This window comes from Streptococcus australis, assembly GCF_901543175.1.
Classification (GTDB): Bacteria; Bacillota; Bacilli; order Lactobacillales; family Streptococcaceae; genus Streptococcus; species Streptococcus australis_A.
On sequence record NZ_LR594040.1, the window covers coordinates 809436 to 827115 of the forward strand.

Annotated in this window: 17 protein-coding genes; all 17 read left to right on the forward strand. The window is 43.1% G+C overall.

The window, feature by feature from the left end; genetic code table 11:
• Nucleotides 1-36 precede the first annotated feature (36 nt).
• The 17 genes from xseA (at nt 37) to leuC (ending at nt 17673) form a co-directional block, all read left to right on the forward strand.
• The gene (gene xseA, locus FGK98_RS03980; protein WP_138100131.1) at nt 37-1377 is read left to right on the forward strand and encodes an exodeoxyribonuclease VII large subunit; all 1341 of its coding nucleotides are present in this window, start codon (nt 37-39) and stop codon (nt 1375-1377) included.
• Nucleotides 1355-1567 (forward strand): exodeoxyribonuclease VII small subunit, encoded by a 213-nt coding sequence (locus FGK98_RS03985; protein WP_138100132.1) that lies wholly within the window; start codon nt 1355-1357, stop codon nt 1565-1567. The genes xseA and FGK98_RS03985 overlap by 23 nt, the downstream gene beginning before the upstream one ends.
• Nucleotides 1564-2439 (forward strand): polyprenyl synthetase family protein, encoded by an 876-nt coding sequence (locus FGK98_RS03990; RefSeq protein WP_138100134.1) that lies wholly within the window; start codon nt 1564-1566, stop codon nt 2437-2439. The genes FGK98_RS03985 and FGK98_RS03990 overlap by 4 nt, the downstream gene beginning before the upstream one ends.
• On the forward strand, nt 2432-3247 hold the full coding sequence (locus FGK98_RS03995; protein ID WP_138100136.1) for a TlyA family RNA methyltransferase: 816 nt from the start codon (nt 2432-2434) through the stop codon (nt 3245-3247). The genes FGK98_RS03990 and FGK98_RS03995 overlap by 8 nt, the downstream gene beginning before the upstream one ends.
• A complete protein-coding gene (locus FGK98_RS04000) occupies nt 3240-3671 on the forward strand; it encodes an arginine repressor (RefSeq protein WP_001034389.1) in 432 nt (143 codons plus the stop codon). Before FGK98_RS03995 ends, FGK98_RS04000 begins: the two co-directional genes overlap by 8 nt.
• 6 nt (nt 3672-3677) lie before the next feature.
• Nucleotides 3678-5345 carry a DNA repair protein RecN gene (gene recN, locus FGK98_RS04005; RefSeq protein WP_138100138.1) on the forward strand — a complete coding sequence of 556 codons (1668 nt, stop codon included), beginning with the start codon at nt 3678-3680 and terminating at the stop codon, nt 5343-5345.
• The gene (locus tag FGK98_RS04010) at nt 5346-6074 is read left to right on the forward strand and encodes a metallophosphoesterase family protein (protein WP_138100140.1); all 729 of its coding nucleotides are present in this window, start codon (nt 5346-5348) and stop codon (nt 6072-6074) included.
• A gap of 78 nt (nt 6075-6152) precedes the next feature.
• Nucleotides 6153-7976 carry a translation elongation factor 4 gene (lepA, locus tag FGK98_RS04015; protein ID WP_049478162.1) on the forward strand — a complete coding sequence of 608 codons (1824 nt, stop codon included), beginning with the start codon at nt 6153-6155 and terminating at the stop codon, nt 7974-7976.
• Between the two features lie 175 nt (nt 7977-8151).
• Nucleotides 8152-9000: a DNA-processing protein DprA gene (gene dprA, locus FGK98_RS04020; protein ID WP_138100142.1), complete on the forward strand. Its 849-nt coding sequence runs from the start codon at nt 8152-8154 to the stop codon at nt 8998-9000.
• Nucleotides 9001-9116: 116 nt separating this feature from the next.
• Entirely contained in the window at nt 9117-11204 is a 2088-nt protein-coding gene (topA, locus tag FGK98_RS04025; protein ID WP_138100144.1) for a type I DNA topoisomerase, read from the forward strand.
• 106 nt (nt 11205-11310) lie between these two features.
• Nucleotides 11311-11670: a YbaN family protein gene (locus FGK98_RS04030; RefSeq protein WP_138100145.1), complete on the forward strand. Its 360-nt coding sequence runs from the start codon at nt 11311-11313 to the stop codon at nt 11668-11670.
• 92 nt (nt 11671-11762) lie between these two features.
• Nucleotides 11763-12395: a copper homeostasis protein CutC gene (locus FGK98_RS04035; protein ID WP_138100147.1), complete on the forward strand. Its 633-nt coding sequence runs from the start codon at nt 11763-11765 to the stop codon at nt 12393-12395.
• Between the two features lie 43 nt (nt 12396-12438).
• Complete coding sequence (locus tag FGK98_RS04040; RefSeq protein WP_138100149.1) at nt 12439-13095, forward strand: MmcQ/YjbR family DNA-binding protein; 657 nt, start codon at nt 12439-12441, stop codon at nt 13093-13095.
• Nucleotides 13096-13409: 314 nt separating this feature from the next.
• Entirely contained in the window at nt 13410-14972 is a 1563-nt protein-coding gene (locus FGK98_RS04045) for a 2-isopropylmalate synthase (protein ID WP_138100151.1), read from the forward strand.
• Between the two features lie 11 nt (nt 14973-14983).
• Nucleotides 14984-16021, forward strand: coding sequence for a 3-isopropylmalate dehydrogenase (gene leuB / locus FGK98_RS04050; protein WP_138100153.1), 1038 nt, complete (start codon nt 14984-14986; stop codon nt 16019-16021).
• Nucleotides 16018-16287, forward strand: coding sequence for a DUF1294 domain-containing protein (locus FGK98_RS04055; RefSeq protein WP_138100155.1), 270 nt, complete (start codon nt 16018-16020; stop codon nt 16285-16287). Before leuB ends, FGK98_RS04055 begins: the two co-directional genes overlap by 4 nt.
• Before the next feature lie 3 nt (nt 16288-16290).
• Entirely contained in the window at nt 16291-17673 is a 1383-nt protein-coding gene (gene leuC, locus FGK98_RS04060) for a 3-isopropylmalate dehydratase large subunit (protein WP_138100157.1), read from the forward strand.
• The last annotated feature ends 7 nt before the right edge of the window (nt 17674-17680 follow it).

Here is a 17680-nt window from a genome sequence, read left to right on the forward strand (position 1 = left end):
CCCATGGAAAAGCAAGAAAATGAATAGTAGGTGGAGATGGAAAAGTATTTATCGGTAACAACTTTGACCAAGTATCTGAAAATGAAATTCGATAAAGACCCTTACTTGGAACGGGTCTATTTAACTGGTCAAGTTTCCAACTTTCGTAAACGTCCTACTCACCAATATTTCTCCCTAAAAGATGACCACGCAGTCATTCAAGCGACCATCTGGTCTGGGATTTATCAGAAATTAGGCTTCGACCTCGAAGAAGGAATGAAAATCAATGTGATTGGGCGTGTACAGGTATATGAACCCAGCGGGAGCTACTCTATTATCATTGAAAAAGCTGAGCCTGATGGGGTTGGGGCTCTCGCGATTCAGTTTGAACAACTCAAGAAAAAATTGACAGAAGAAGGTTTGTTTCAAGAGAGGTTCAAGCAACCTCTGCCCCAATTTTCTAAGAGAATTGGTGTAGTAACCAGTCGCAGTGGAGCCGTTATTCGAGATATTATCACGACCGTCAGCAGACGATTTCCTGGTGTCGATATTCTTCTCTATCCGACCAAGGTGCAAGGTGATGGAGCTGCGGAGGAAATTGCTCGAAATATTGCGCGTGCTAATGAGCGTGAGGACCTAGATGTTCTCATCATTGGTCGAGGTGGGGGTTCTATTGAGGATCTCTGGGCCTTTAACGAAGAGATTGTTGTAAGAGCTATCTTTGAATCCCGTTTGCCAGTTATCTCCAGTGTTGGACATGAGACGGATGTGACCTTAGCGGATTTTGTAGCAGATAGACGGGCTGCGACTCCAACAGCTGCTGCTGAACTGGCAACACCTGTGACCAAGTTGGATCTATTAGCTCATTTGCAAAATCAAGAAAAACGTATGGCAACAGCAGTCCGAAATGTCCTATCTAAGAAACAAGAAGCTTTGAAAAAATGCAGTCAGTCTGTTATCTTTAGACAACCAGAGCGCTTGTATGACGGCTATTTGCAACGGTTGGATCAGCTACAACTGCGCTTAAAACAAAGTTTGCGAACACGGATTTCTGATAGTAACCAATTAGTCCAAGCAAGAACCCATCGTCTGGTACAATTATCACCTATAACCAAAATCCAACGCTATCAGGACCGACTTGGTCAGTTAGACAAGCTGCTACGTAGCCAAATGGCTCTGGTTTATGATGCCAAGGTTGCTGAAGTCAAGCGACTTTCAGAAGCCTTGCTGATGTTGGATACTAGCCGAATTGTGGCGCGTGGCTATGCTATTGTCAAAAAAGAAGAGACAGTTGTGGATTCGGTTGAGATGTTGAAGAAAAAAGACCAAGTGACGCTTTTGATGCGAGATGGTCAGGTAGAATTAGAGGTTAAAGATGTCAAAACAAAAGAAATTTGAGGAAAATCTAGCAGAACTGGAGACTATTGTCCAAAATTTGGAAAATGGTGAAATTGCTCTAGAAGATGCAATTGCTGCATTTCAAAAGGGCATGGTCTTGTCAAAAGAGCTCCAAGCGACGCTGGACAAGGCTGAAAAGACCTTGGTCAAGGTCATGCAAGAAGACGGAACAGAAAGTGATTTTGAATGAAGAAGCAAGAAAAATTAGCTCTTGTCGAGTCTGCCTTGGAAGATTTTTATGGAGACCAGCAGATTGCTTCTAGTTTACGAGAGTCCGTTCTCTATTCCATTCATGCTGGGGGCAAGCGTATTCGTCCTTTTCTCTTGCTAGAAGTTCTGGAAGCCTTGCAGGTCGCAATCCAACCAGCTCACGCGCAGGTGGCTGCGGCCTTGGAAATGATTCATACAGGAAGTTTGATTCACGATGATCTACCTGCTATGGATGACGACGATTATCGTCGGGGACGCTTGACAAATCATAAGAAATTCGGCGAGGCTATGGCGATTTTGGCAGGAGATGCCTTGTTCCTAGATCCCTCTGCATTGATAGCGCAGGCAGATTTGCCAAGTCAGATCAAGGTGGACTTGATTGCCAACCTATCCCTTGCTTCAGGTAGTCTGGGCATGGTGGCAGGGCAGGTTTTGGATATGGAAGGCGAACACCAACATTTGTCTTTGGAAGAACTTCAGACCATTCATGCCAATAAAACGGGTAAGTTACTAGCATATCCTTTCCAAGCAGCTGCTATCATAGCTGAATTAGCACCAGAAATCCAAGCAAAACTGAAAACAGTTGGTGAATTGATTGGGCTGGCCTTTCAAGTTCGAGATGATGTGCTGGATGTGACAGCTAGTTTTGAGGAAATCGGCAAGACCCCACAAAAGGATTTACAGGCAGAAAAGTCAACCTATCCAGCCTTGTTGGGTTTGGAGGAGGCGATTGCTTTTTGTAACCAAACTCTGGATCAAGCTAATGCAAAACTAGAGGAAATTGCCCATCAGGTTCCCTTTGAAACAGAATCGATTGTAAGTGTAGTAGAAAGTTTGAGAATCAATGGCTAAGGAAAGAGTGGATGTACTAGCTTATAAACAGGGGTTGTTTGAAACACGTGAACAAGCCAAGCGTGGTGTCATGGCTGGGCTTGTTGTAGCAGTCCTTAATGGAGAACGCTTTGACAAACCAGGAGAGAAAATCCCAGATGATACTGAGCTAAAACTCAAAGGTGAAAAACTCAAGTATGTCAGTCGTGGTGGTTTGAAACTGGAAAAGGCCTTGCAGGCCTTCGGTTTGTCAGTTGATGGCGCAACCACGATTGATATTGGTGCTTCTACCGGAGGCTTTACCGATGTCATGTTGCAAAATGGTGCGGAGTTGGTCTTTGCAGTTGATGTTGGTACCAATCAGTTAGCTTGGAAATTGCGTCAAGATCCTCGGGTTGTCAGTATGGAGCAGTTTAATTTTCGTTATGCTGAAAAGACTGACTTTGAGCAGGAACCGAGCTTTGCCAGTATTGATGTGAGTTTCATTTCCCTGAGTCTGATTTTGCCTGCCTTGCACCGTGTTTTGGCTGATCAAGGTCAAGTTGTAGCACTTGTCAAACCTCAGTTTGAGGCAGGCCGTGAGCAGATTGGGAAAAATGGAATCATTCGTGATGCCAAGGTTCATCAACATGTCCTTGAAACAGTCACTGCTATGGCAGTTGAGCAAGGTTTTTCAGTGCTTGGATTAGACTATTCACCAATCCAAGGTGGACATGGAAATATCGAATTTCTGGCATATTTGAAAAAGGAAGAGGGAGCAAGTAACCAAGTTGCCCCTGAAATAGAAAAAGTTGTAGAGAGAGCACATAGAGAATTTAAAGATGAATAAAAAAGAAAGACTTGAAAAAATTAGAAGATTTGTAACAGATTATCAAATCGGAACACAGGAAGAAATCGTTGAGCATTTAAAAGAAGCAGGTATCTCTGCCACTCAAGCGACGGTGTCACGAGATATTAAGGAACTGGGTATCGTAAAAATTCCCTTGAAGAACAATAAATACATCTATGAATTGCCAAAAACAATTGTAAGAAGTTTGCAGTTGGCTGAGAATAACATAGTAGGTTCTGAGCGCATGGGAAATATGATCAATCTGGATGTCATTCCTGGGAATACTGCCTTTGTCAAGAGTCAGCTGATGAATACTTTCTCAGAGAGAATTTTCAACTGCCTGGCAGACGATAACTCAATTTTGATTATCTTGAGAAATGAAGAAGATGCCAAGGAAATGTTTGAACAAGTAAAAAATTGGTAGGTTTATATGTTACTTGAAATTTCGATTAAAAACTTTGCCATTATAGAGGCGATTTCGCTCAATTTTGAAAAAGGCATGACAGTTTTAACTGGTGAAACAGGTGCTGGAAAGTCTATCATTATTGACGCTATGAACATGATGCTGGGAGCAAGAGCTGCCACGGATGTTATTCGCCATGGTGCCACAAAGGCAGAGATTGAGGGACTGTTTTCGATTGAAAATAGCCGAGTCTTACAAGAACTCTTTGACGAGCAAGGCTTGGAATTAGGGGATGAGATTATCATCCGTCGTGAAATTTTACAGAACGGGCGTAGCATCAGTCGGGTCAATGGGCAGATGGTCAATCTTTCTGTCTTGCGTTCGATTGGACAGCACCTTGTGGATATCCATGGTCAGCATGACCAAGAGGAATTGATGCGTCCGCAACTCCACATCCAGATGTTGGATGAGTTTGGCGATGCTGCTTTCTTGGACTTGAAAGAAACCTATCAAACGAGCTTTGACACCTATCGCAAAATGCGTAAACAAGTTCTTGAAGTCAAGAAAAACCAGCAGGAACATAAGGCTCGTATTGAGATGTTGGAATTTCAAATGGCAGAGATTGAGGCAGCAAACTTGCAGGCCGGTGAAGACTTGGCTCTCAACCAAGAACGAGATAAACTCCTCAATCACAAGAATATAGCGGATACGCTAACCAATGCTTATAGTATGTTGGACAATGAGGAATTCTCCAGTCTTGCTAATGTCCGTTCGGCCATGAATGACATGGAAAGTGTCGAAGAATTTGACCCTGAATACCGTGAAATTTCAAGTTCTCTATCAGAGACCTACTATGTTCTAGAAGATATTACCAAGCGTTTGGAAGATATTATTGAGGACTTGGATTTTGATGGCAATCGCCTGATGCAGGTTGAAAATCGCTTAGATCTTCTGAATACTATTACCCGCAAGTACGGTGGGACTGTGGACGATGTTTTGCTTTATTTTGCTAAGATTACGGATGAGTACAATCTCTTGACTGGAAATAACCTTTCTTCCGAAGACATGGAAGCAGAGCTCAAGAAATTGGAAGTTAATCTTGTTGATTTGGCAGGTCAGCTTGCATCTGCTCGTCATGATTTGGCCCAGCAGCTTGAAGCTGAGATTAAGCAAGAATTGCAAGACCTCTATATGGAGAAGGCACAGTTCCAGGTTCGCTTTAGTAAGGGCAAATTCAGTCGAGAAGGTAATGAAATGGTCGAGTTTTACATTTCGACCAACCCTGGTGAAGACTTTAAGCCTTTGGTTAAGGTTGCGTCTGGTGGGGAATTATCCCGTCTCATGCTAGCTATTAAATCCGCCTTTTCTCGTAAAGAAGGCAAGACTAGTATTGTCTTTGATGAGGTGGATACGGGAGTCTCAGGTCGTGTGGCCCAAGCCATTGCTCAAAAAATTCATAAGATTGGCCAGCATGGTCAGGTTTTAGCTATTTCTCACCTACCACAAGTGATTGCCATCGCGGACTATCAATTCTTTATTGAGAAGATTAGCGATGAGCACTCAACGGTGTCGACGGTTCGCCTTTTGACTTTAGAAGAGCGAGTAGAGGAAGTAGCCAAAATGTTGGCCGGGGAGAATGTAACAGAAGCTGCCCTTACCCAAGCGAGAGAATTATTGCAAACGAAGGAGAAATAAATGACAGACTATTATGTAATTGGAGATGTCCATGGAAAAGCAGGTATGCTAGAAGACCTTCTCAAAACATGGGATGGTCACACCCAGTTGCTTTTTCTAGGGGATTTGATTGACCGAGGTGAAGATAGTCGCCGTGTTCTAGAAATGGTCAAGGACTTGGTGGACAATCAAGGGGCTATCTGTCTATCAGGAAACCACGAGTATATGTTTTTGACTTGGTTGGACAATCCTGAAGAGAGCTATGACCACTATCGTCGAAACGGTGGTGATACAACCATTAACTCAATCCTAGGGCGTCCTTTGGATGCACCTGTGGATGCAGTTGAAGACGCTAAACGTGTTGAGACAGAAGCAGCAGATTTGGTCGAATTTATTCGTCAAATGCCTTTTGTCGTTGAGACAGACAAGTATATCTTTGTGCATGCTGGTATTGATTTGACACTAGATGACTGGCATGATACGACAGATTATAAGAAAGTCTGGCTCAGAAAACCATTCCACGAAGCGGCTAACCATACTGGAAAAACTATTGTCTTTGGGCATACACCAGTTTATGGTTTGTTGAAGCAAGACCGAGGTACTGCTGAACTTTGGGTGACAGAAGATGACAAGATTGGCATGGATGGAGGAGCCGTTTACGGCGGTGTCCTTCATGGAATCGTCTTTACTGACCAAGGCATGACCGAGCACTATTTCATTGAAAATGACGGCTTTATCGCCGAAGATTAGTACTCCTAGCAGGGTATGGTCTTGTCAAAATGTTAAAAACAATTTATAATAAATAGATACCCTGAAAGGAAGAGAATCATGAATTTAGAAGAATTGAAAAAACGACAGGAGAAAATCCGGAACTTTTCTATTATCGCCCATATTGACCACGGGAAGTCAACTTTGGCAGACCGCATTTTGGAGGCGACTGAGACGGTTTCTAGTCGTGAAATGCAAGCCCAGCTTCTGGATAGTATGGACCTAGAACGAGAGCGCGGGATTACCATCAAACTCAATGCCATTGAGCTGAATTACACCGCTAAAGATGGGGAGACCTATATTTTCCACTTGATCGACACACCTGGACACGTGGACTTTACCTATGAAGTGTCGCGTTCTCTAGCTGCCTGTGAAGGAGCGATTTTGGTAGTCGATGCAGCCCAAGGGATTGAGGCTCAGACGCTTGCCAACGTTTATCTAGCCTTGGATAATGATTTGGAAATTCTTCCAGTTATTAACAAGATTGACCTACCAGCAGCCGATCCTGAGCGCGTTCGTACAGAGATTGAGGATGTCATTGGACTGGATGCTAGTGAAGCAGTATTAGCATCAGCAAAGGCTGGAATCGGAATTGAAGAAATCCTTGAGCAAATCGTGGAAAAAGTGCCAGCACCAACTGGTGATGTGACGGCACCACTCAAGGCCTTGATTTTCGACTCTGTTTACGATGCCTACCGTGGGGTTATCCTCCAAGTGCGTGTCATGGATGGGGTGGTCAAACCCGGCGATAAGATTCAGCTTATGAGCAATGGCAAGACCTTTGATGTGACTGAGGTCGGAATTTTCACTCCGAAAGCAGTGGGGCGTGATTTCCTAGCCACAGGTGACGTTGGTTATATTGCGGCTTCTATCAAGACGGTTCAAGACACACGTGTCGGAGATACAGTGACTCTAGCAAGCAATCCTGCGGCTGAACCGCTGGATGGCTACAAGCAAATGAACCCTATGGTCTTTGCAGGTCTTTACCCAATTGAGTCAAACAAGTACAATGACCTTCGTGAAGCCCTTGAAAAATTGCAGCTCAACGATGCCAGTCTGCAATTTGAACCAGAAACATCTCAGGCACTTGGATTTGGTTTCCGTTGTGGATTCCTTGGACTTCTCCATATGGATGTTATCCAAGAGCGTTTAGAGCGTGAGTTCAACATCGACCTCATCATGACAGCTCCGTCAGTTATCTACAAGGTTAACCAAACTGATGGTGAGTCTATGGATGTGTCTAACCCCTCTGAATTTCCAGACCCAACCAAGATTGCGACTATTGAAGAGCCTTATGTCAAGGCTCAGATTATGGTACCGCAGGAGTTTGTCGGAGCGGTGATGGAACTGGCTCAGCGCAAACGTGGAGACTTTGTGACCATGGATTATATTGATGATAATCGTGTCAATGTTATCTATCAAATTCCACTTGCTGAAATTGTCTTTGACTTTTTTGATAAGCTCAAGTCTTCGACGCGTGGTTATGCAAGCTTTGACTACGAATTGTCAGAGTATCGCCCATCTAAGCTGGTCAAAATGGATATCCTTCTCAATGGTGACAAGGTGGACGCCCTCAGCTTTATCGTTCACAAGGATTTTGCCTACGAACGTGGGAAACTCATCGTGGATAAGCTCAAGAAAATCATCCCTCGTCAACAATTTGAGGTGCCGATTCAAGCAGCTATTGGGCACAAAATCGTGGCTCGTACGGATATTAAGGCCCTTCGTAAAAACGTACTTGCCAAGTGTTATGGTGGTGACGTTTCTCGTAAACGCAAACTCCTTGAAAAACAAAAAGCTGGTAAGAAACGCATGAAAGCTATCGGATCAGTAGAAGTTCCCCAAGAAGCCTTCCTCAGCGTCTTGAGCATGGATGAAGAATAGAAATAGAAAACTAAACTCTTGAAGATTTCTCAAGAGTTTTTTCTATTTTTGATAAAAGCAAGTTATCAAATACGAAATACGAAAGTTGAATAAATGCAAAATTCAGATTTTCACGTCTTCTTTTTATTTTTTTTAACGAATAGATAGATGAGTAGAAAAAGAAATGGAGTTGTATATGAAGATCACAAACTATGAGATTTACAAATTGAGAAAAGCTGGGCTGACCAATCAACAAATTTTAACTGTTCTTGAATACGATGAGACTGTAGATCAGGAGCTCTTGCTAGGTGATATTGCAGAAATTTCAGGATGTCGTAATCCTGCTGTCTTTATGGAACGCTATTTCCAGATAGATGATGCGCAGTTGGAGAAGGAGTTTCAAAAATTTCCCTCCTTCTCGATTCTAGACGACTGTTATCCTTGGGATCTGAGTGAGATTTATGACCTTCCAGCTCTTTTGTTTTATAAAGGGAATCTGGATTTATTGAAATTTCCAAAAGTTGCTGTTGTGGGCAGTCGTTCTTGTTCGAGCCAAGGAGCAAAGTCGGTCCAAAAAATTATCCAAGGTTTAGAAAACGAGTTAATTGTGGTTAGCGGTTTAGCTAAGGGAGTTGATACCGCTGCCCATATGGCTGCGCTCCAGAATGGAGGAAGAACGATTGCTGTCATTGGGACGGGATTGGATATTTTTTATCCACGTGCCAATAAACGCTTACAGGAGTACATTGGCAATCATCATCTGGTGTTAAGCGAGTATGGGCCTGGAGAAGAACCCTTGAAATTTCACTTTCCAGCCCGTAATCGTATCATTGCAGGATTGTGTCGTGGAGTTATTGTAGCAGAGGCAAGAATGCGTTCAGGAAGTCTCATTACCTGTGAACGTGCCATGGAGGAAGGACGCGATGTCTTTGCTATTCCAGGGGACATTCTTGATGGCCATTCAGATGGTTGTCATCACTTAATCCAAGAGGGAGCAAAACTGATTACAAGCGGTCAAGATGTCTTGGCTGAGTTTGAATTTTAAGGAGAAATTGATCATCCAGATAAACTTTTCTTCTATATATAGGAGTTAAGTCTTGACAGCTATAGAAAAATGGTTTACACTTTATAAAGTTTATTACTTTGAAAAGGTGTGATAGTGTGGCTACGGCAACAAAGAAGAAAAAATCAACAGTTAAAAAAAATTTAGTCATCGTGGAGTCGCCTGCCAAGGCGAAAACGATTGAGAAATATTTAGGACGAAATTATAAGGTTCTAGCTAGTGTCGGGCATATCCGAGATTTGAAAAAATCCAGTATGTCAGTTGACATTGAAAATAACTATGAACCGCAGTATATCAATATCCGAGGCAAAGGTCCTCTCATCAATGACCTGAAAAAAGAAGCCAAAAAGGCTAATAAAGTCTTTCTGGCGAGTGACCCGGACCGTGAAGGAGAAGCAATTTCCTGGCATTTGGCTCATATCCTTGATCTGAATGAGAATGATGCCAACCGTGTCGTCTTTAATGAAATCACCAAAGACGCAGTAAAAAATGCCTTTAAAGAACCTCGCAAGATTGACATGGACTTGGTCGATGCCCAACAAGCTCGTCGAGTTTTAGACCGCTTGGTAGGGTATTCGATTTCGCCAATTTTGTGGAAAAAGGTCAAGAAGGGGTTATCAGCAGGGCGCGTGCAGTCTGTTGCCCTTAAGCTCATCATTGACCGTGAAAATGAAATCAATGCCTTCCAACCAGAAGAATACTGGACAATTGATGGTATCTTTAAGAAGGGAACCAAGCAATTTCAGGCTTCTTTCTATGGTATGAATGGCAAAAAGATGAAATTGACCACCAATGAAGAGGTCAAAGAAGTCTTGTCCCATCTAACGAGCAAAGATTTCACAGTGGATCAGGTAGATAAGAAGGAGCGCAAACGCAATGCGCCACTACCTTATACGACCTCAACCATGCAGATGGATGCAGCCAACAAGATCAATTTCCGTACTCGTAAGACCATGATGGTTGCCCAACAGCTTTATGAAGGGATCAATATCGGTACAGGCGTGCAGGGTTTGATTACCTATATGCGTACTGACTCCACCCGTATCAGTCCTGTGGCTCAGAATGAGGCGGCAAGCTACATCAACGATCGTTTTGGTAGCAAGTATTCCAAGCATGGTAGCAAGGTCAAAAATGCGTCAGGTGCTCAAGATGCCCACGAAGCCATTCGTCCATCCAGTGTCTTTAATACACCAGAGAGCATAGCTAAGTACTTGGACAAAGACCAGCTCAAACTCTATACCCTTATCTGGAACCGTTTTGTAGCGAGCCAGATGACGGGAGCTATCTTTGATACCATGGCTGTCAAGCTCTCTCAAAATGGAGTCCAATTCGCTGCAAATGGTAGTCAAGTTAAGTTTGATGGGTATCTTGCTATCTACAATGACTCAGATAAGAACAAGATGCTGCCAGATATGGCTGTTGGAGATGTAGTCAAGCAGGTCAATAGCAAGCCAGAACAACATTTCACCCAACCACCAGCTCGCTATTCGGAAGCGACCCTTATCAAGACCTTGGAAGAAAATGGTGTTGGACGTCCGTCAACCTACGCACCGACTATTGAAACCATCCAGAAACGATACTACGTTCGTCTGGCAGCCAAACGATTTGAACCGACAGAATTGGGAGAAATTGTTAATAAACTCATCGTTGAATATTTCCCTGACATCGTGAACGTGACCTTTACAGCTGAAATGGAAGGAAAACTGGATGATGTCGAAGTTGGAAAAGAGCAGTGGCAACGTGTTATTGATGAATTTTATAAACCATTCTCCAAAGAAGTAGCCAAGGCTGAAGAGGAAATGGAAAAAATTCAGATCAAAGATGAGCCAGCTGGATTTGACTGTGAGGTCTGTGGTAGTCCAATGGTCATTAAGCTAGGACGTTTTGGTAAATTCTATGCTTGTAGCAATTTCCCAGACTGTCGTCATACACAAGCGATTGTCAAGGAGATTGGTGTCGAGTGTCCAAGTTGCCATCAAGGACAAATCATTGAACGTAAAACCAAGCGCAATCGTATCTTCTATGGTTGCAATCGCTATCCAGAATGTGAATTTACCTCTTGGGATAAACCAGTTGGACGTGATTGTCCAAAATGTGGTCACTTCCTTATGGAGAAGAAAGTCCGTGGTGGTGGCAAACAGATTGTGTGTAGTAATGGCGACTACGAAGAAGAGAAAATTAAATAAAACGAAGAGTCCTGAAAGTGAATTTCAGGCTCTTTTTGGTTTGAGCTTGACAAAATTCATCATTGTATGCGAAACTAGAAGAAGATTATTTTAACTAGGAGAAGTTATGCGTCTTATTTATCTAATAATTGGTTTTTTATCACTGTCCTTGGCTCTTGTTGGGGTTGTCTTGCCCCTCTTGCCAACAACGCCCTTCCTTTTGCTGTCAATCGCTTGCTTTTCCAAATCCTCAAAGAGATTTGAAGACTGGCTGTATCACACCAAGCTCTATCAGACTTATGTAGCTGACTTTCGCGAGACCAAGTCTATCGCGCGTGAACGCAAGAAAAAAATCATCGTATCCATCTATATCTTGATGGGAATTTCCATTTATCTTGCCCCTCTCTTACCAGTCAAAATCGGTCTTGGAGCCTTAACCATCTTTATCACCTACTATCTCTTTAAAGTAATTCCTGATAAGGATTAGTTTTTGAAATTTGATATTTCCTTTGAAAAAACTGAAAGCATATTCAAATAATATGATATAATAAATTAAAAGTAATCTTCAAGGAGAATCAAATGATTTACGAATTTTGTGCTGAAAATGTGACCTTGCTTGAAAAAGCGATGCAGGCTGGAGCTCGTCGAATCGAACTCTGTGATAATCTAGCAGTTGGTGGGACAACACCAAGCTATGGAGTAACCAAGGTAGCTGTTGAATTGGCAGCTAACTACGATAGCACCATTATGACCATGATTCGTCCACGTGGTGGCGACTTTGTCTATAATGACCTAGAAATTGCTATTATGCTAGAAGACATTCGTTTAACTGCTCAAGCAGGTAGCCAAGGAGTAGTCTTTGGTGCTTTAACTGCTGATAAGAAGTTGGACAAGGTCAATCTTGAGAAGTTAATCACCGCTTCAAAAGGAATGGAAATTGTCTTCCACATGGCCTTTGATGAATTGAGTGATGAAGATCAGTTGGAAGCTATTGACTGGCTCAGCCAAGCTGGTGTGACTCGTATCTTGACTCGTGCTGGTGTGTCTGGCGACCCGCTAGAAAAACGTTTTGCCCACTATCATAGAATTTTGGAACATGCTACTGGTAAAATTGAAATTCTACCAGGTGGTGGAATTGACTTGGACAACCGTCAAACCTTTATCGACCAACTAGGTGTGACACAGCTTCACGGTACCAAGGTCGTCTTTTAAAAAATAGAAAGGAACTGCTAGCTTTGGGTAGCAGTTTTCACTTATGTTTGAAATTTTTAAATCCTATCAGTTTAATCAAGAAAAAGCCAGTGCCTATGGTTTTATAGAAAATGAGGGAGTATGGAACGACAGTTTCCAGATTTTGGATGGCGACTTTGTCATGAATGTGTCCATCACAACGGATAATGTGAGCTTTCAAGTTTTTGATCAGGAGACTGGTGACCTCTATCCTCAAGTCCATATGGAAAGCATGAGAGGAACTTTTGTAGGAAGTGTCCGTCAAGCTTGTCTGGAGATTCTCTATCAGATTCGGAAGGCTTGTTTTGACGTGCAGGATTTTATCTGCCCTCAGACCAAGCGCATCATGGATCAGGTGCAGAAAAAATATGGCAATCAGTTGGAATATTTATGGGAAAAATCGCCTGATACAGCGGTATTACGTCATGAAGACAATCAAAAGTGGTATGCTGTTTTGATGAGGATTTCTTGGGCTAAGCTGGATAAAGGGAGAGAAGGGCTAGTGGAAGCAGTCAACCTCAAACATGTTCAAGTAGCTGACTTGCTTTTACAAAAGGGTATTTATCCTGCCTTTCATATGAACAAACGTTACTGGATTAGTCTTGCTCTTGATGATAGTTTATCTGATGATGCAGTTCTAGATTTGCTAGAAATCAGTTGGAATTTGACATTGAAAAAGTAAAGAGATTCCCTTGTGTTTTCAAATACTTTCAATTAGCAAAATATTCTTTACTGAAGAAATTTTCAGAAAATATTGGATTTTTTCTTGACAAGAGATTTTTCCTATGCTAAAATACTTAACAAGACATCAAACGAAGGAGAAAGTCAAACATGAAAACAGCTAAGTTTAATCAATTTGCTTTGTTGTTGAGATACTCGGGCTAGTGCAGAAGCATTAGTCCTGTTTGGCTTACCAAGCGGGAGTGAATCAACATCTCGCTTGGGTTTCCGAGCGAGATGTTTTTTCTATACTGAAATTTTGAAGGGGGAATTCTCATGCGTAGAGTTGAGTTTCTAGATACCAGTCTCCGTGATGGTGAGCAGACACCAGGTGTTAATTATTCAATCAAGGAAAAGGTCGCCATCGCAAGACAGCTGGAGAAATGGGGGATTTCGGCCATCGAAGCTGGTTTTCCGGCGGCGAGTCCAGATTCATTTAGAGCAGTTCAGGAGATTGCCAAGGTCTTGAAGAAAACTGCGGTAACTGGTTTGGCTCGTTCGGTCAAGTCTGATATTGATGCTTGTTATGAGGCGCTCAAGGATGCCAAGTATCCTCAGGTTCACGTCTTTATCGCCACCAGTCCGATTCACCGCAAGTATAAGCTCAATAAGAGCAAGGAAGAGATTTTGGAGGCAATCAGTGAGCATGTTTCTTATGCCCGTTCTAAGTTTGAAATTGTCGAATTTTCTCCAGAGGATGCGACCAGAACAGAGTTGGATTTCCTCTTGCAAGTTGTTCAGACAGCTGTAGATGCAGGTGCGACTTATATCAATATTCCTGATACGGTAGGATTTACCACGTCAGAAGAGTATGGAGCTATCTTCAAATACTTGATTGAGAATGTCAAGACAGATCGTCAGATTATCTATTCGCCTCACTGTCACAATGACCTCGGTATGGCAGTAGCTAATAGCCTTGCTGCTGTCAAGAATGGTGCAGGCCGAGTTGAAGGTACTATCAATGGTATCGGGGAGCGAGCTGGCAATGCAGCCCTTGAAGAAATAGCAGTGGCACTCAATATTCGTCAAGATTACTACCAAGTAGAGTCAAGCATTGTCCTAAATGAAACCATCAATACTTCTGAAATGGTTTCTCGCTTCTCAGGTATTCCAGTTCCTAAAAACAAGGCCGTTGTTGGTGGCAATGCCTTCTCTCACGAGTCTGGTATTCACCAAGATGGGGTTCTTAAAAATCCTCTTACCTATGAGATCATCACACCTGAATTGGTTGGTGTTAAGAGTAATAGTCTTCCGCTTGGAAAATTGTCAGGTCGCCACGCTTTTGTAGAAAAATTAAGAGATTTGGCTCTAGACTTCACAGAAGAAGACATCAAACCACTCTTTGCTAAGTTCAAGGCACTAGCGGACAAAAAGCAAGAAATCACAGATGCAGATATTCGAGCTCTGGTCGCTGGAACCATGGTTGAAAACCCAGAAGGATTCCACTTTGATGATTTACAACTTCAAACCCATGCGGATAATGACATTGAAGCGACTGTCAGCCTAGCCAATATGGATGGTGAGAAGGTTGAGTTTAATGCGACAGGGCAAGGTTCCGTTGAGGCGATCTTTAACGCTATTGACAAGTTCTTCAATCAATCTGTTCGCTTGGTATCCTACACAATTGATGCGGTAACAGATGGGATCGATGCCCAGGCTAGGGTCTTGGTCACTGTTGAAAATAGAGATACAGAGACCATCTTTAACGCAGCAGGGCTTGACTTTGATGTACTGAGGGCTTCAGCTATTGCTTATATCAACGCTAATACCTTTGTTCAAAAGGAGAATGCTGGTGAGATGGGACGAAGCGTTTCCTATCGCGATCTGCCTAGTGTGTAAAGGAGAAGGCTATGACAAAGAAAATAGTAGCTCTAGCAGGGGATGGAATCGGTCCAGAAATCATGGAAGCTGGTTTAGCAGTTCTAGAAGCTCTAGCTTCAAAAACAGGTTTTGACTATGAGATAGATAGATGCCCCTTTGGAGGTGCAGGTATTGATGCTGCGGGGCATCCCTTACCTGATGAAACTCTTAAAGCATGTAGAGAAGCAGATGCTATCCTTCTGGCGGCTATCGGTAGTCCCCAGTATGATGGTGCAGCGGTTCGGCCTGAACAAGGCTTACTGGCTCTCCGTAAGGAACTCAATCTCTATGCCAACATTCGTCCAGTTAAGATTTTTGAGAGTCTTAAGCATTTGTCACCTCTCAAACCTGAACGAATTGCGGGTGTGGACTTTGTCGTGGTGCGTGAGTTGACAGGAGGTATTTACTTCGGTGATCATATTCTTGAAGAGCGAAAAGCGCGTGACATCAACGACTACAGTTATGAGGAAGTGGAGCGAATTCTTCGCAAGGCCTTTGGAATTGCAAGAAATCGCAGAAAAATCCTTACTAGCATCGATAAGCAGAATGTTCTAGCAACATCAAAACTCTGGCGCAGAGTAGCTGAGGAGGTTGCAAAGGATTTCCCAGATGTAGCTTTGGAACACCAGTTGGTAGACTCAGCTGCCATGCTTATGATTACCAATCCTGCTAAATTTGATGTCATTGTGACAGAGAATCTTTTCGGAGATATTCTCTCGGATGAATCAAGCGTTCTATCTGGCACACTTGGAGTCATGCCATCGGCTAGTCACTCTGAAAATGGCCCGAGTCTTTATGAACCCATTCACGGTTCGGCACCTGATATCGCAGGTCAAGGAATTGCTAATCCTATTTCTATGATTTTATCAGTAGCCATGATGTTAAGAGACAGTTTCGGATGTCATGAAGATGCAGGGCGTATCGAACAAGCTGTAGAAGCCAGTTTGGCAGCAGGAATTTTAACGAGAGATATAGGAGGAAAGGCTTCTACCAAGGAAATGACGGAAGCTATCATTGAAAGACTATGAAGATAAACGAAGGAATAACCGTTACTCTCTTGATTTGGAATCTTTTGATATTTATAATATATGGCATCGACAAATCCAAGGCAAGAAGGGGTTCTTGGCGGATACCAGAGAAAATTCTCTTGACCATAGCACTTGTCTGTGGTGGATTTGGTGCTTGGTTAGCAGGAATGACCTTTCACCATAAGACTCGAAAATGGTATTTTAAAACGGTTTGGTTCCTTGGGATGGTGACCACACTAGTAGCCTTATATTTCATTTGGAGGTAATGGATGGCAGGGAAATCGATTTTTGATAAATTATGGGATCGCCATGTCATCACAGGAGAAGAGGGGCAGCCCCAACTCATGTATGTGGATCAACACTATATCCACGAGGTGACCAGTCCTCAGGCTTTTCAAGGATTGCGAGATGCAGGTCGCAGATTGAGACGACCAGACTTGACATTTGGAACCTTTGACCACAACGTCCCAACGGTCAATATCTATGATATTCGAGATGTGATTTCTAAAGCGCAAATTGACAAACTAGCTGAAAATGTTGAAGAATTTGGGATTGACCACGCAGCTCACGGTTCTGAAAAGCAGGGTATCGTTCACATGGTTGGCCCAGAAACTGGCAGGACGCAACCAGGAAAATTCATCGTTTGTGGAGATAGCCACACAGCTACTCACGGAGCTTTCGGAGCTATCGCCTTTGGGATTGGGACTAGTGAAGTCGAGCATGTCTTTGCTACCCAGACCCTCTGGCAGGTCAAACCTAAGAAAATGTTGGTGGAATTTACTGGTATTCCTCAAAAAGGAGTTTATTCCAAGGATTACATTCTCGCCTTGATTGCCAAGTACGGCGTTGCTTGTGGTGTTGGTTATGTGGTGGAATATCGTGGACAAGCTATTGATGCACTGAGCATGGAAGAGCGAATGACCATCTGCAATATGTCTATCGAGTTTGGCTCTAAGATGGGAATCATGAATCCAGATCAGACCACCTATGACTATCTCAAAGGACGAGAATGTGTTCCAGAAGCTTTTGAGGAGGCGGTTTCTGACTGGAAAACCCTTGTCAGTGATGAGAATGCTGTCTATGATAAGATTATCCAGATGGATGTCTCAGATTTGGCTCCCATGGTGACTTGGGGAACCAATCCAGCTATGGGGGTTGACTTTGACAGTAGCTTCCCAGAAATTAAGGATATGAATGATGAGCGAGCTTATAATTACATGAATTTGGAGCCTGGTCAGAAGGCAGCAGACATTGAACTAGGTTATATTTTTATCGGGTCTTGTACCAATGCTCGTCTCAGCGATCTACAACTGGCTGCGCGATTTGTCAAAGGAAAGAAAATAGCACCCAATCTAACAGCAATCGTAGTTCCAGGCTCTCGTCCTGTCAAACGAGCTGCTGAGAAGTTGGGTTTGGACAAGGTCTTTCTGGATGCTGGTTTTGAGTGGAGAGACCCAGGTTGCTCTATGTGTCTAGGGATGAATCCCGACAAGGTACCTGATGGCGTGCACTGTGCTTCAACCAGTAACCGCAACTTTGAAGATAGACAAGGATTTGGGGCTAAGACCCATCTCTGTAGCCCAGCCATGGCAGCTGCAGCAGCTATCGCAGGGCGTTTCGTAGATGTTCGGCAGATGCCAGAAGCCCAGTAAGGAGAGG

Bases quoted from the DNA above. Each gene is read 5' to 3' on its own strand.
- xseA (WP_138100131.1), top strand. From the start codon at position 37: ATGGAAAAGTATTTATCGGTAACAACTTTGACCAAGTATCTGAAAATG.
- FGK98_RS03985 (WP_138100132.1), top strand. From the start codon at position 1,355: ATGTCAAAACAAAAGAAATTTGAGGAAAATCTAGCAGAACTGGAGACT.
- FGK98_RS03990 (WP_138100134.1), top strand. From the start codon at position 1,564: ATGAAGAAGCAAGAAAAATTAGCTCTTGTCGAGTCTGCCTTGGAAGAT.
- FGK98_RS03995 (WP_138100136.1), top strand. From the start codon at position 2,432: ATGGCTAAGGAAAGAGTGGATGTACTAGCTTATAAACAGGGGTTGTTT.
- FGK98_RS04000 (WP_001034389.1), top strand. From the start codon at position 3,240: ATGAATAAAAAAGAAAGACTTGAAAAAATTAGAAGATTTGTAACAGAT.
- recN (WP_138100138.1), top strand. From the start codon at position 3,678: ATGTTACTTGAAATTTCGATTAAAAACTTTGCCATTATAGAGGCGATT.
- FGK98_RS04010 (WP_138100140.1), top strand. From the start codon at position 5,346: ATGACAGACTATTATGTAATTGGAGATGTCCATGGAAAAGCAGGTATG.
- lepA (WP_049478162.1), top strand. From the start codon at position 6,153: ATGAATTTAGAAGAATTGAAAAAACGACAGGAGAAAATCCGGAACTTT.
- dprA (WP_138100142.1), top strand. From the start codon at position 8,152: ATGAAGATCACAAACTATGAGATTTACAAATTGAGAAAAGCTGGGCTG.
- FGK98_RS04030 (WP_138100145.1), top strand. From the start codon at position 11,311: ATGCGTCTTATTTATCTAATAATTGGTTTTTTATCACTGTCCTTGGCT.
- FGK98_RS04035 (WP_138100147.1), top strand. From the start codon at position 11,763: ATGATTTACGAATTTTGTGCTGAAAATGTGACCTTGCTTGAAAAAGCG.
- FGK98_RS04040 (WP_138100149.1), top strand. From the start codon at position 12,439: ATGTTTGAAATTTTTAAATCCTATCAGTTTAATCAAGAAAAAGCCAGT.
- FGK98_RS04045 (WP_138100151.1), top strand. From the start codon at position 13,410: ATGCGTAGAGTTGAGTTTCTAGATACCAGTCTCCGTGATGGTGAGCAG.
- leuB (WP_138100153.1), top strand. From the start codon at position 14,984: ATGACAAAGAAAATAGTAGCTCTAGCAGGGGATGGAATCGGTCCAGAA.
- FGK98_RS04055 (WP_138100155.1), top strand. From the start codon at position 16,018: ATGAAGATAAACGAAGGAATAACCGTTACTCTCTTGATTTGGAATCTT.
- leuC (WP_138100157.1), top strand. From the start codon at position 16,291: ATGGCAGGGAAATCGATTTTTGATAAATTATGGGATCGCCATGTCATC.